Below are 13,370 nucleotides of genomic sequence, written 5' to 3'. Positions count from 1 at the left end.
TGTCGATGACTCACCCGATCACCTCGCGCCGATCCGCGCTCCGCGCCGCCGCCGCATTCGTTCTGCTGACCACCGGTGCGGCGATGGCGCAGACCAAGCCGATCCGCTTGATCGTGCCCTACCCGCCCGGCGGCCCGCTCGACATCGTCGCGCGCGCGCTGGCCGAGAAGGTGCAGCCGATGCTCGGCCCCGTCGTCGTCGACAACCGGCCCGGCGCCGGCGGCAACCTCGGCGCCGACCTGGCCGCGAAGGCCGCGCCGGACGGCACGACGCTGGTCATCGGTGCCGTCGCGACGCACGCGATCAACCCGTGGCTGTTCAAGAAGATCCCGTACGACCCGATCCACGACTTCACGCCGATCACCGGCATCGCGCAGGTGCCGAACGTGCTGGTGATGAACGCGCAGACGGCCGACAAGCTCGGCATCCGCCAGGTCGGCGATCTCGTCCGATACGCGAAGGCGCATCCCGGCCAGCTGAACTACGGCTCGGGTGGCAACGGCAGCGCCGGGCACCTCGCCGGCGAGATGTTCAAGTCGCAGGCCGGCGTGTTCATGGTCCACATCCCGTACGCAGGTGGCAACCCGGCGCAACTGGCGCTGCTCTCGGGCCAGGTGGACCTGACCTTCGACAACCTCGCATCGGCGTCGGCCAACATCCGGTCCGGCAAGCTGCGCGCGATCGCCGTGACGACCGCGACGCGGTCGTCGGCGATGCCCGAGGTGCCGACCATCGCCGAAGGCGGCCGCAGCACGGGCCTCGGCCAGTTCGCGATCAACACCTGGTTCGGCCTGTTCGGCCCCGCCCGCATGCCGGCCGACGTGACGCAGCGCCTCAACAAGGCGTTCGTCGAGGCGCTCGCTTCGCCGGAGCTGAAGGCGCGCCTGGGTTCCCTGATGGCCGAGAACGCCGCCTCGACGCCCGACCAATTCGGCGCCTTCGTCAAGGCGGAGCTGGCGAAGTACGAGCGGGTCGTCAAAAGCAGCGGCGCCACGGTCGAGTGACCGTGGCGCCGTGGCAGCCCGGCGCTCGCGCGCCGGGCCCGAAGCGGATCAGGCTTCCGTCTTGCGCGCGCTGCGACGGGCGACGAAGCCCATCACGCCGAGGCCGGCGAGCAGCATCGCGTAGGTCCCGGGTTCCGGCACCGGCGTGACGTTGGCGGTGTTGGCGACATAGAACGTCTCCAGACCGCCGGTGGCATCGCTGGCCGCCGCCGACAGGCCGACGTAGTTGCCTTCGAAGCCGCTGCCGAATGCCAGGTTCTGGGCCGAGGCGGCGTCCGACGACGTCAGCCCGAACACGAAGCCCGAGTTGCCGGTGCCGGTGCTGGTCGACGCGAACGAAACCGGCGTGAATGCTGCCGACGTGAACAGAACCGAGCCGTTCGCGCTGTAGATGTTCAGCACCAGGTCGTCGAGCGTGATCGCGCCGCCCGCCGGTTCGCTGGCGTTGAACACGACGCGCAGGTCGGCCGCCGAGGTCACGCCCAGGCTGCCCAGGGTCCGCGCCATGGTCTGCGCCTGGGTATCCCCGGTCACGAACTGCGCACCGGTCGCGTCGATGCCGACCGCGCCCGACTCGAAGGTGGAGTTGGCCGGGCTGGTGATCGTCAGCACCGTGTTGACCGAGCCGAGGCCCGTGCCGCCGAAGTCTTCGGGGGACACCAGCACCAGCTGGGCGTGGGCGGCGCCGGCGCCGAACAGCAGCGCGGCGGTGACAGCGGCCAGTGGCCAGCGCTTCTTCATCAAGTTCGTATGCATTATTTTCTCCTGCGGGTTGTGTCGATTCGATGGTCGGGCAGCGCGTCGGCTGCCAGCGAAATTCGAGGCCCCATCTTCTTTGCGGTCGGCCGGAGTTTTGTAGGACACCGCGCCAAATCCCGGTCGGAGAAGGCGTCCGACGGCTCGGGCACGGGTCCGCTTGCACGGACCGCTTTGGTAGACTCCTCCCCCGCTGACCTGCCGCTTTCCGGCCGTCGCACACGGACTCCACGCACGCATGACCATTGTCCAAACCGATCTCCAGCGCGAAGTCGCCGCCCTGATGGTTGAAGCCCTCAACCTCGATGTGGCGCCTGACGGCATCGACCCGGCCGCGCCGCTGTATGGCGAGGGGCTGGGGCTCGACTCGATCGACATCCTCGAGGTCGCGCTGGTCGTCTCGCAACGCTACGGTTTCCAGCTGCGCTCCGATGACGAGGACAACGTCCGCATCTTCACCTCGCTGGCCAGCCTGACCGAGCACATCGCCGCGCACCGCGTCGGCTGATCGGGCCGCGATGGCACTCCGCCTCGGGCTGCGCGTCGCCGCGATCGTCGGCGTCGGCGCGCTCTACGTCGGCGTCTCGCACTGGCTGATGACGCGCGCGCCGGCCTCGCCCTGGAACATGGTGGGCGTGCTTGCGCCGATGCTCACCGCGATCGCCCTGGGCGCGTGGCGCGCCAACCAGCGCTGGCTCGGTGCGCTCTCGACCTTGCTGCTGGTGGCGCTGTGCGCACAGGCCGTGATCGGGCTGCAGCTCGCGCCGGGGCTGCTCTACATGGCACAGCACGTCGGCGTCAACGCGATGCTGGCGGCCGGCTTCGGCAGCACGCTGCGCGCGGGCCACACGCCGCTGATCACGACGCTGGCGCGACGGGTGCACCGCAACTTCACGCCCGAGATGCAGGTCTACACGCGCAAATGCACGCTCGCGTGGACGCTCTACTTCGTCGGCATCGCGCTGGTCTCGATCGCGCTGTATGCGTTCGCGCCGTTCGACACGTGGGCGTTCTTCGCCAACCTGATCTCACCGGTCACGGTGGCGGTGATGTTCGGCGGCGAGTACCTGCTGCGCTACCGGCTGCACCCGGAATTCGAGCGCGCCAGCGTGGCCGACGCCATCCGCTCCTACATGCATTCCGCGAAATGAACCGCCGCGAGCCGTTGATCCGGGCCGACGATCTGGGGGCGCCGCTGGCGTGGCGCGGCGGAGTGGCGATCTCGCGCGCCCAGTACCTGGCCGACGTCGACGCGCTCGCCGAGCGCCTGCCGGCGGCCGGCCCGATGCTGAACCTCACCGGCGACCGCTACCGCTTCGCCGTCGGCCTGGGTGCCGCGCTGCGGCGCGGCCAGAACAACCTGATGCCGCCGAATCACACGCCCGACACGGTGGCCCGGTTGCGCACGCTGTTCCCGTCGACCTACGCGCTCGTCGATGGCGAAGCGCCCGGCTGGGACCTGCCGCAGATCCGGCATGGCGACACCGCGCCGGTCGACCTCGATCGCCCGGTGCCGACGATCGCCGCGGATGCGCTCGCCGCGCAGGTGCTGACCTCCGGCTCGACCGGGGCACCCGTGCCGCATGCCAAACACTGGGGCGGCCTGGTCACCAACACCCGGGCCGGCGTGCAGCGACTCGCCGAGCAGATGGGCCGGGAGACGCTCGCCGGCGTCACGGTGGTCGCCACCGTGCCGGCGCAGCACATGTACGGCTTCGAGTCGACCGTGCTGGTCGCGCTGCTCGGCGGCGCCGCATTCGACACCGAGCGGCCGTTCTACCCGGCCGACATCGCCGCCGCGCTGGCGCGCGCGCCGCGCCCGCGCCTGCTCGTGACGACGCCGTTCCACCTGAAGATGCTGCTCGACGCGCAACTCGCGCTGCCGTCGGTCGACCTGACGGTCTGCGCGACCGCGCCGCTCAGCCCCCAACTGGCGCAGCGCGCCGAGGCGCAACTCGACGGGCCGCTGATGGAGATCTACGGCTGCACCGAGGCCGGCCAGGTCGCGACCCGCCGCCCCACCGCCGGCGCCGAGTGGCGCACCTACCAGGGCCTGGTGCTGAGCGGCGACGGCGCCGAGTCGGTCGTCCAGGGCGGCCACGTGCCGCAGCCGACGATGCTCGCCGACGTGCTCGAGGTCGTCGACGCGCAGACCTTCCGCCTGCTGGGCCGCTCGAACGACCTGATCAACATCGCCGGCAAGCGCAGTTCGCTCGGCCACCTGAACTACCACCTGAACTCGATCGACGGCGTGCAGGACGGCGCGTTCTGGCTGCCGCCGGAGGCCGGCGACGGCAGCGTCGTGCGCCTCGTCGCGTTCGTCGTCGCGGCCGACGGCGTGGCCGCGCCGACGCTGCACGAGCGGGTGCTCGCCGCCCTGCGCACGCGGGTCGATGCGGCGTTCCTGCCGCGGCGCCTCGTCGCGGTCGCGGCGCTGCCGCGCGAGCCCGGCACCGGCAAGCTGCCGGCCGGCGCGTTCGCCGCCTGGGCAGCACGCACGCTCGCCGGCGCGCGGGGATGAGCGCGATGCACCGCGTCGAGCTGACGATCCGGGCCGATCATCCGGCCTTCGCGGGCCACTTCCCGGGCGACCCGCTGCTGCCCGGCGTCTCGCTGCTCGCCGAAGTCCTCGAGGCCGTGCTCGACGACGCGGTCATGGCAGCGGCCGTGGGCGAATCGCCGCGCATCGGTGCGGTCAAGTTCCTCGCGCCGGTGCGACCCGGCGCGCGCCTGGCCATCACCCTGGAGCCCGGCCCGCGCGGCCTGCGCTTCGAGGTGCGCGAAGGCGAGCGCGTTGCGGCCACGGGCCAGTTCGAGGCCCCGGCGCGATGAGCACGCCGGCGCCGCGCACCGCCGCCGGCTGGACCGCCGAGCGCGAGCGCAGCAACCTGTGGGCGCTGCGCCTGATGCGCTGGATCGCGATCACCGCGGGCCGGCCGCGCGCGCGACTCGTGCTGCACCCGATCGCGCTGTACTTCCTGCTGGTCCACGGCAAGGCCCGACGCGCCTCATTGAACTACCTCGTGCGCGTGCTCGGCCGGCCCGTGGGCTGGCGCGACGCGTACCGCCACATCCACCACTTCGCGGCGACCATCCTCGACCGCGTCTATTTCCTGCAGGACCAGTTCGATCGGTTCGAGGTCAGCGCGACCGGCGCCGAGGCCCTGCACGCACCGCTGGATCGCGGCGAGGGCGTGATGCTGGTCGGCGCGCACCTGGGCAGCTTCGAGGCCCTGCGCGCGAGCGCGCAAGGACGCGGCGCGCGTGTCGCGATGCTGATGTACGAGGACAACGCGCGGCTGCTGAACGCGACGCTCGCCGCCGTGGCGCCCCACGCCGAGCTGCACACGATCGGCCTCGGTCGCGCCGGCGCGATGCTGACGCTGCGCCGCTGGCTCGACGACGGCGGCATCGCCGGCCTGCTCGCCGACCGCACGCTGCCCGGCCACTCCGAACGCTCGCGCACGCTGTGGCTCGACTTTCTCGGCCAGCCCGCGCGCTTCTCGGACGGCCCGTTCCGGCTGGCCGCGATGCTGCGCCGCCAGGTCGTGTTCATGGCCGGGCTCTACCATGGCGGCGATCGCTACGAGCTGCGCTTCGTCGAGCTGGCCGACTTTCGCGCGCCGGCACCCGGCCCCGCGGAGCGCGGCACCGGCGCAGCCGACCCGCGCGTCGCCGAAGCGATGCAGCGCTACGTGACCCTGCTCGAATCGCTGTGTCGCGAAACGCCGTACAACTGGTTCAACTTCTTCGACTTCTGGTCCGCCGATGACGCTGCCGCACCCGCCTCGCCCTGATCGCCGCCGCGTGCTCGCGATGGCCGCCGCCTGCGCGGCCGCGGCCTGCCTCCCGGCGCACGCGCAAGCCGCGTTCGACCTCGCGCAGCTGATGCAGTCGCTCGCCAAGGTCAAGGCCGGCGAGGCGACCTTCGTCGAGACCCGCACCGTCGCGATGCTGGAGCGCACGCTCGAATCGAGCGGGCGCCTGAGCTTCGAATCGCCCGACACCTTCGTGCGCGAGACGTTGAAACCGCGGCGCGAGAAGATCGCGATCGTCGGCAACACCGTGACGATGAGCCTGGGTTCGCGCAGCCGCACCGTGCCGCTCGACTCGGTGCCCGAGGCCGCGGTGATCATGGAGGCGATCCGCGGCACGCTGACCGGCAACCGCGACGCGATCGAGCGCCATTTCGCGGCCGCCGTCACCGGCTCGCCGCAGCGCTGGGTGCTGGAGCTGAAGCCGCGCGAACCGCGGCTGCGCGAACTGGTGATCTCGGTGCGCCTGACCGGCGCGCAGTCGCTGGTGCGCGAAGTCGCGGTCGCGATGGCCGACGGCGACCGCTCGGTGATGGCGATCGAGCCGCTCGCGCCGGGCGCCGCGCGGCCCGCCAGCGCGACGAGCTGAGTCGCGTGACGCCGCCCCGCCCGCTCGCCCGGTTCGCCGCGTTCGCTCGCCGGCGCGCGATCGCGTTGTGGCTGGTGCTGATGCTGGCCGCCGCCGCCATCACGGTGCGCACCCACTACGTCGCCGACCTGTCGGCGTTCCTGCCGTCGACGCCGAGCGCGGAACAGGCGGTGCTGCTCGACCAGCTGCGCGGCGGCATCGCGGCGCGGCTGCTGCTGATCGGCATCGAGGGCGGCAGCGCCGAGCAGCGCAGCGCAGCGTCGCTCGGGTTCGCGAACGCGCTGCGCAAGAGCGGTGCGTTCGACGCGGTCCACAACGGCGACAACTCCAGCTTCGAGGCCACCGGCAAATTCCTGTTCGAGCACCGCTACCTGCTGAGCCCCGCGGTCGACGCACAGCGCTTCACCGTCGACGGCCTGCGCGCCGGCATCGACGAGGCGACCTCGCTGCTCGGCACGCCGGCGGGCGCCGCCGTCAAGGCGGTGATCCTGCGCGACCCGACCGGCGAGACCATCCGCATGGCCGAAGGCATGCTGCCGTCGCAGGCACCGCGCAGCGACGGCCGGGTCTGGATCTCGCGCAGCGCCGAACGCGCCGTGCTGATCGCGACCACCCATGCCGACGGCGCCGACCTGGACGCGCAGGAGCGCACGCTGCAGCTCGTGCGAACCAGCTTCGCGCCGTTCGAGGCGCAGGGGCTGAAACTCGTGCTGTCGGGCTCGGGCACGTTCGCGGTCGCCTCGCGGACCCAGATCAAGGCCGAGGTCGAACGGCTGGCCATCGCCGGCGGCGTCGCGATCGTCGGGCTGATGCTGCTGGCGTTCGGCGGCTCGCTGCGCACGCTCGCGACCGCGCTGCTGCCGGTCGGCTCGGGCGTGCTGGCGGGCATCGCCGCGGTCAGCCTGATCTTCGGCAACGTCCACGGCATCACGCTCGGCTTCGGCACCACGCTGATCGGCGAGGCGGTCGACTACGCGATCTACTACCTGATCCAGGCGCGCGCCGCGCCGGGCGCCGCGGCGGGCGACGGCGCCCGGCGCTGGATCGCCGACAACTGGCCGACCGTGCGGCTCGGCCTGTGGACCTCGGTGTGCGGCTTCGCAGCGCTGCTGTTCTCGGGCTTTCCGGGGCTCGCGCAGCTCGGCGTGTTCTCGATCGCCGGCCTGACCGCCGCGGCGCTGACGACCCGCTGGGTGCTGACCGCGACCTCGCCCGACGGCGCGCCCGGCATGGGCCTGCGCCGCCACCTCGGCCGCGCGGTCGGCGCCTGCACCGAGCTGCTGCCGCGCTGGCGCTGGCCGCTCGCGGCGCTGGCGCTGCTGGCCGCGTTGACGCTGGCGTGGCTGCCGTCGCCGTGGCGCGGCGACCTGTCGTCGCTGAGCCCGGTCGGCGAGGCGAAGATGAAGATCGACGCCGACCTGCGCGCCGACCTCGGCGCCAGCGATGCCGGCACGCTGGTCGCCGTCTCGGCCCCCGACGAGGCCGGCGCGCTCGCCGCCGCCGAGGCGGCCGGCGCGCGGCTCGACAAGCTGGTCGAATCCGGCACGCTCGCCGGCTACGAATCGCCGGCGCGCATCCTGCCGAGCCCGGCGCTGCAGCAGGCCCGCCGCGATGCGCTGCCGGAGGCCGCGACGCTGAGCGCGCGCCTGGCCGCAGCCACCGTCGACGGCCCGCTGCCGGCGGCCCGCCTCGGCAGCTTCATCGCCGACGTGCAGGCCGCGCGCGCGCAGGCGCTGCTGACCCGCGCCTCGCTGAAAGGCACGCCGTTGTACGCCGCGCTCGATGCGCTGCTGGTGCCCGGAGACGGCGTGCGCCCGTGGCGCGCGCTGCTGAGCCTGCAGGCCGGCGCCAGGCCGATCGACCCGGCGCAACTGCGCGCGACGCTCGCCGGCGTGCCGGGTGCACAGGTCATCGACATCGGCAACGAGTTGCGCGGCCTGTACACGCGCTACCTGCACGAGGCGACCGTGCAGGCGCTGCTGGGTGCGGCGGCGGTCTGCCTGCTGCTGGCGCTGCACCTGCGCTCCGTGAAGCGGCTGTGGCGCATCGCACAGCCGGTCGCGGCCGCGGTGCTGATCGTGATCGCGGCGTTCAGCGTCGCGGGCGCGGCCCTCGGCATCCTGCACCTGGTCGGCCTGCTGCTGACGGTTGCGATCGGCTCGAACTACGCGCTGTTCTTCGACCAGATCCGCGCCCAGCAGGACGCCGCGCCGCCGGGCACGCCGTGGGTCGTCGACAACGACACGCTGGCCTCGCTGGCGCTGGCCAACCTGACCGCGGTGATCTCGTTCTGCCTGCTCGCGTTCTCGAGCATCCCGGCGCTGTACGCGATCGGCCAGATCGTCGCGCCGGGCATCCTGCTGAGCCTGCTGCTGTCGGCGGCGTTCATCCCGGCGCGGGCGCGCTGAAGGGCCGCGGCGGCGTGTGAAAATCCGGCGCCATTCCTTCATCCGATGCACGCCCCCGCCACCCCCGCCCCATCGCCTGCCCGCTGGCCGCTGCCGCCGCTTCTGAAGGCGAGCGTTGCCTGCCACGTGGGCGCCGCGGCGCTGGCGCTGACGCAGCCGCCGCTGTGGCCGTGGGCGCTCGGCGCGGTGGTGCTCGACCATGCACTGATCACCGGTACCGGGCTGTGGCCGCGCTCGACCTGGCTCGGCGCGAACCTGCTGCGACTGCCGGCCGTGTCCGCGGCGCGGCGCGAGGTCGCGTTGACGATCGACGATGGCCCCGATCCCGAGATCACCCCTGCGGTGCTCGACCTGCTCGACGCCTACGGCGCCCGCGCGACCTTCTTCTGCATCGCCCGCCACGCCGAACAGCACGCGGCCCTGTGCCGCGAGATCGTGCAGCGCGGCCACAGCGTGCAGAACCACAGCTACGCGCACGCCCACAGCTTCTCGCTGCGCGGCCCGGCGGCGCTGCGGCGCGAGATCGGCCGCGCGCAGGACGCGCTCGCCCAGGTCACCGGCCAGCGCCCGCGCTTCTTCCGCGCGCCGGCCGGGCTGCGCAACGTGTTTCTCGCGCCGGTGCTGTACGAGCTCGGCCTGCAGCTCGCGAGCTGGACGCGGCGCGGTTTCGACACGGCGCAGCGCGATCCCGACGTCGTGCTCGGACGCCTGACTCGCGGGCTGGCCGCCGGGGACATCCTGCTGCTGCACGATCACCATCCGGCCCGCGCCGCGAGCGGCCGGCCGGTGTCGCTCGAGGTGCTGCCGGCCCTGCTGCAGCGCTTCCAAACCGACGGCCTGCGCGCCGTCACGCTGCCCGAGGCCTTCGCATGACGCCCGCCCACACCGCCGTCTGGCTCGCGCTGATCGCCGCCGCCAGCCTGCCCTACCGCAGCGCCGGACGCTTCGCCTGGCATTTCGCGCGCGGCAAGCTCGGCATGGACCCGGTGTTCCGCCACGTGCTGGAGGCGGGTCTGATCCCGCCGCGCGCGCGTGTGCTCGACATCGGCTGCGGCCAGGGCCTGCTGGCCAGCCTGCTGCGCACCTGCGCGCAGTTCGAACACCAGGGCCACTGGCCCGCGGGCTGGGCGCCGGCGCCGGTCGCGGCGCGCGTCACCGGCGTCGAGCTGATGCCGCGCGACGTGCACCGCGCCAAGGCCGCACTCGGCGATGCAGCCGAGTTCGTCTGCGGCGACATGCGCCACACGCCCTTTCCCGAGGTCGACGCGGTCGTGATCCTCGACGTCCTGCACTACATCAGCATCCCCGAGCAGAACGAGGTGCTCGCCCGGGTACGCGGCGCGCTGCGCTCGGACGGCCGGCTGCTGCTGCGCATCGGCGACGCGGCGTCGCGGCGCGGCTTCGTCACCAGCCAGTGGGTCGACCGGGTCGTGACCTTCGTGCGCGGCCACCGCGTGGTGCCGCAATATGGTCGCACGCTCGCCGACTGGACGCGGCAGCTCGAGGCGCTCGGCTTCGAGGTGACGCCGCAGCCGATGAGCGCTGGCACGCCGTTCGCCAACGTGCTGCTGGTCGCGCGTGTGAAGGCCGCCGCATGAGCCCGCTCGCGATCACCGCGTGCACGCTGACCACCGCGCTCGGCGCCGGCAATGCCGCGACGCTGGCGGCGCTGCAGGCCCAGAGCAGCGGCCTTGCGCCGGTGCGCTTCGAGAACCTGCCGCTGCCGACCTGGACCGGCGAGGTCGAGGGCGTCGATGCGGTCGCGCTGCCCGCCGATCTGAGCGATTTCGACTGCCGCAACAACCGCCTCGCCTGGCTCGGCCTGCAGCAGGACGGGCTGCGCGATGCGGTGGCCGCGGCGCGGGCGCGCTGGGGTGGGCGTCGCGTCGGCGTGTTCCTGGGCACCAGCACTTCGGGCTTGCTGCAGACCGAACACGCGTATCGGCACCGCGGCGCGGACGGCGCGCTGCCGGACGACTTCCGCTACGGCCCGACGCAAAACACCTTCTCGGTCGCCGACTTCGCGGCGCGGGCGCTCGGCCTCGACGGGCCGGCGTGGGTCGTGTCCACCGCCTGCTCGTCGAGCGCGAAGGTGTTCGGCAACGCGGCGCGGCTGATCGAGGCCGGGTTGATCGACGCGGCACTGGTCGGCGGCGTCGACAGCCTGTGCCTGACGACGCTGTACGGCTTCAACTCGCTGGAACTGCTGTCGACCCAGATCTGTCGGCCGTGGGACGCCGCGCGCGACGGCCTGTCGATCGGCGAGGCCGCGGCCTTCGCGCTGCTCGAGCGCGACGCCACGACGCCCCCGCAGGGCTGGATGCTCGGCCTCGGCGAGAGCAACGACGGTTACCACATGAGCACGCCGCACCCCGAAGGCGCCGGCGCGATCGCCGCGATGCGCGCGGCGCTGGCCGACGCGGGCCTGGCGCCATCCGACATCGACTACATCAACCTGCACGGCACCGCGACACCGAGCAACGACGCCGCCGAGGACGCCGCGGTCGGCGCGGTGTTCGGCACCGCCACGCCGTGCAGCTCGACCAAGGGCGCGACCGGCCACACGCTCGGCGCGGCCGGCGGCGTCGAAGCCGCGATCGCGCTGCTGGCGATGCGCCACGGGCTGATGCCGGGCGGGCTCAACGTGCAGCAACGCGACCCGGCCCTGCACCTGGACTACCTGGTCGCCAACCGCGTGGCGCCGGTGCGGCGCGTGCTGTCGAATTCCTTCGGCTTCGGCGGCTCGAACGCCAGCCTGGTGCTGGGAGCCGCATCGTGAGCGGCCTGCGCGTCTGGGTCGACGGCATCGGCCTCGCGGGCCCGGGCCTCGCGTCGTGGGCGGCGTCGCTCGACGTGCTGCGCGGCACACAGGCTCATGCGACCGCCGCCACCGTGCTGCCGCCACCGGCACGCCTGCCGCCGGCCGAGCGACGCCGTGCCGGCGCCGCCGTCAAGCTCGCGCTCGCGATCGCCGACGAGGCGGTCGCGCAGGCACAGCTCGACCCGGCAACGTTGGCGACCGTGTTCACGTCCAGCAGCGGCGAAGGCACGAACTGCCACGCGCTGTGCGAGACGCTCGCGACACCGACGCCGATGGTCTCGCCGACCCGCTTCACGAACTCGGTGCACAACGCCGCCTCGGGCTGCTGGCACATCGCGGTCGGCAGCCGCGCCGCATCGACCAGCCTGTGCGCGTTCGACGGCAGCTTCGGCGCCGGGCTGATCGAGGCCGCGACGAGCGTGGTGCTGGGCCGCGCGCCGCAGCTGCTGGTCGCGAGCGATTCGCCGTATCCCGAGCCGCTGCACGCCACGCGGCCGCTGCCCGACCACTTCGGCCTCGCGCTCGTGCTCGCGCCGGCGCCGGGCCCCCGCTCGATCGCGGCGCTGACGATCACGCTGATCGGCGCCGACGAGGCGGTGACGCGTTGCGCGGATCCCGCGCTGGACGAGCTCCGACGCGTGATTCCGGCGGCGGCGGCGCTGCCGCTGCTGCTCGCCCTGGCACGAGAAGGAAGGCCGAGCCGGGTGGTGCTCGGCTACCTCGCCGGCAGCCATCTGCAGATCGACCTCGCATGAGCCTGTCGCCGCAGACGCTGACGCACGACGGCATCGCCGCGCTGATCCCGCACAGCGGCACGATGTGCCTGCTGGACCGCCTCGACGCGTGGAGCCTGGAGCAGGTCGTGTGCCGCGCCGTCGACCACCGTGACCCGGCCCACCCGCTGCGCACGCGCCGCGGGTTGCTCGCGCCCGTCGCGATCGAATACGCCGCGCAGGCGATGGCCCTGCACGGCGCGCTGATCGGGCAGGCGGCGGGCACGCCAGCCTCGCCCGGCTACTTGGCCAGCGCGCGCGGCGTGCAGCTGCACGTGCTGCGGCTCGACGATCTGCCGCAACCGCTGGCGGGCCACGCCGACGCGTTGCGCATCGAAGCGGTCCGCCAGGCCGGCGACGCACGCCAGATCCTCTACGCCTTCACCGTGCACCACGCCGACCGCCTGCTCGCCGAAGGCCGGGCCGCGGTGGTGCTGAACACGCCCGTTGCCGCATGAACACCACGACCCACTCGCGCAAGCGCGCCCTCGTCACCGGCGCCAGCGGCGGCCTCGGCCGCGCGATCGCGCTGCAGCTCGCGCATGACGGCCTGCACGTGATCGTGCACGCGAACAGCCGGCTGGCTGCGGCCGAATCGATCGCCGCCGAGATCACCGCCGCGGGCGGCAGCGCCGAGTCGGTCGCCTTCGACGTCACCGACCGCGCGGCCACGCACGCGGCCTGCGCGACGCTGCTCGACGCCGGCCCGGTCCAGGTGCTGGTCAACAACGCCGGCACGCACGACGACGCCGCCTTCCCGGCGCTGCGGGCCGAGCAGTGGGACGGCGTGATCGACGTCTCGCTGAACGGCTTCTTCAACGTCACGCAGCCGCTGACGATGCCGATGATCCGCACCCGCTGGGGCCGCGTGATCAACATCTCGTCGGTCGCGGCGCTGACCGGCAACCGCGGCCAGGTCAACTACGCCGCCGCGAAGGGTGCCCTGAACAGCGCGACCAAGGCGCTGGCGCTCGAGCTCGCGAGCCGCGGCATCACGGTCAACGCGGTCGCGCCGGGCATCATCGAATCGGGCATGGCCGACGGCACGTTCGACAAGGCGATGATCGAGCGCATCGTGCCGATGAAGCGTGCCGGCCGGGCCGACGAGGTCGCGGCGCTGGTGGCCTTCCTCGCGTCCGATGCGGCCGGCTACATCAGCGGGCAGGTGATCTCGATCAACGGCGGGATGGTCTAGCCGCCCGGC

The 13,370-nt window shown here is 73.1% G+C and carries 15 protein-coding genes; 14 read left to right on the top strand and 1 reads right to left on the bottom strand.

The genetic code is table 11. The features are described 5' to 3' along the window. Positions 1–5 precede the first annotated feature (5 nt). Positions 6–1,004: a tripartite tricarboxylate transporter substrate binding protein gene (locus tag ASC76_RS14395; RefSeq protein ID WP_056470836.1), complete on the top strand. Its 999-nt coding sequence runs from the start codon at positions 6–8 to the stop codon at positions 1,002–1,004. Positions 1,005–1,052: 48 nt separating this feature from the next. Here ASC76_RS14395 and ASC76_RS26215 read toward each other — a convergent pair whose 3' ends face one another. Next, entirely contained in the window at positions 1,053–1,760 is a 708-nt protein-coding gene (locus ASC76_RS26215) for a PEP-CTERM sorting domain-containing protein (protein WP_056467593.1), read from the bottom strand. Positions 1,761–1,998: 238 nt separating this feature from the next. On the opposite strand from ASC76_RS26215, the gene ASC76_RS14385 reads away from it, so the two are divergent. From ASC76_RS14385 to fabG, 13 genes are read left to right on the top strand one after another with little or no spacing between them, the layout of a single operon-like run. Next, on the top strand, positions 1,999–2,268 hold the full coding sequence (locus tag ASC76_RS14385) for a phosphopantetheine-binding protein (protein ID WP_056467590.1): 270 nt from the start codon (positions 1,999–2,001) through the stop codon (positions 2,266–2,268). 10 nt (positions 2,269–2,278) lie between these two features. Further along, positions 2,279–2,911: a hypothetical protein gene (locus ASC76_RS14380; RefSeq protein WP_056467587.1), complete on the top strand. Its 633-nt coding sequence runs from the start codon at positions 2,279–2,281 to the stop codon at positions 2,909–2,911. Further along, positions 2,908–4,281 (top strand): AMP-binding protein, encoded by a 1,374-nt coding sequence (locus tag ASC76_RS14375; RefSeq protein ID WP_056467585.1) that lies wholly within the window; start codon positions 2,908–2,910, stop codon positions 4,279–4,281. The genes ASC76_RS14380 and ASC76_RS14375 overlap by 4 nt, the downstream gene beginning before the upstream one ends. Then, the gene (locus tag ASC76_RS26210) at positions 4,278–4,592 is read left to right on the top strand and encodes a 3-hydroxyacyl-ACP dehydratase (protein ID WP_235580470.1); all 315 of its coding nucleotides are present in this window, start codon (positions 4,278–4,280) and stop codon (positions 4,590–4,592) included. Before ASC76_RS14375 ends, ASC76_RS26210 begins: the two co-directional genes overlap by 4 nt. Further along, a complete protein-coding gene (locus ASC76_RS14365; RefSeq protein WP_056467582.1) occupies positions 4,589–5,557 on the top strand; it encodes an acyl-CoA synthetase in 969 nt (322 codons plus the stop codon). Before ASC76_RS26210 ends, ASC76_RS14365 begins: the two co-directional genes overlap by 4 nt. Continuing rightward, a complete protein-coding gene (locus ASC76_RS14360) occupies positions 5,529–6,164 on the top strand; it encodes a LolA-related protein (protein WP_082549197.1) in 636 nt (211 codons plus the stop codon). Before ASC76_RS14365 ends, ASC76_RS14360 begins: the two co-directional genes overlap by 29 nt. Before the next feature lie 5 nt (positions 6,165–6,169). Further along, positions 6,170–8,572: an MMPL family transporter gene (locus tag ASC76_RS14355; protein WP_056467581.1), complete on the top strand. Its 2,403-nt coding sequence runs from the start codon at positions 6,170–6,172 to the stop codon at positions 8,570–8,572. A gap of 45 nt (positions 8,573–8,617) precedes the next feature. Next, positions 8,618–9,445, top strand: a complete 828-nt coding sequence (locus ASC76_RS14350; protein WP_056467578.1) for a polysaccharide deacetylase family protein — start codon at positions 8,618–8,620, stop codon at positions 9,443–9,445. After that, on the top strand, positions 9,442–10,170 hold the full coding sequence (locus ASC76_RS14345) for a bifunctional 2-polyprenyl-6-hydroxyphenol methylase/3-demethylubiquinol 3-O-methyltransferase UbiG (RefSeq protein WP_056467575.1): 729 nt from the start codon (positions 9,442–9,444) through the stop codon (positions 10,168–10,170). The genes ASC76_RS14350 and ASC76_RS14345 overlap by 4 nt, the downstream gene beginning before the upstream one ends. Then, a complete protein-coding gene (locus ASC76_RS14340) occupies positions 10,167–11,351 on the top strand; it encodes a beta-ketoacyl-[acyl-carrier-protein] synthase family protein (protein ID WP_056467572.1) in 1,185 nt (394 codons plus the stop codon). The genes ASC76_RS14345 and ASC76_RS14340 overlap by 4 nt, the downstream gene beginning before the upstream one ends. Continuing rightward, complete coding sequence (locus ASC76_RS14335; protein WP_056467570.1) at positions 11,348–12,148, top strand: beta-ketoacyl synthase chain length factor; 801 nt, start codon at positions 11,348–11,350, stop codon at positions 12,146–12,148. The genes ASC76_RS14340 and ASC76_RS14335 overlap by 4 nt, the downstream gene beginning before the upstream one ends. Next, positions 12,145–12,624: a hypothetical protein gene (locus ASC76_RS14330; RefSeq protein WP_056467566.1), complete on the top strand. Its 480-nt coding sequence runs from the start codon at positions 12,145–12,147 to the stop codon at positions 12,622–12,624. Before ASC76_RS14335 ends, ASC76_RS14330 begins: the two co-directional genes overlap by 4 nt. Beyond that, complete coding sequence (gene fabG, locus ASC76_RS14325; protein WP_056467564.1) at positions 12,621–13,361, top strand: 3-oxoacyl-ACP reductase FabG; 741 nt, start codon at positions 12,621–12,623, stop codon at positions 13,359–13,361. The genes ASC76_RS14330 and fabG overlap by 4 nt, the downstream gene beginning before the upstream one ends. The last annotated feature ends 9 nt before the right edge of the window (positions 13,362–13,370 follow it).

The organism is Rhizobacter sp. Root404 (assembly GCF_001425865.1).
In the GTDB taxonomy this organism is placed as follows: domain Bacteria; phylum Pseudomonadota; class Gammaproteobacteria; order Burkholderiales; family Burkholderiaceae_C; genus LMDS01.
This window is presented reverse-complemented; position numbering and strand designations above follow the sequence as displayed.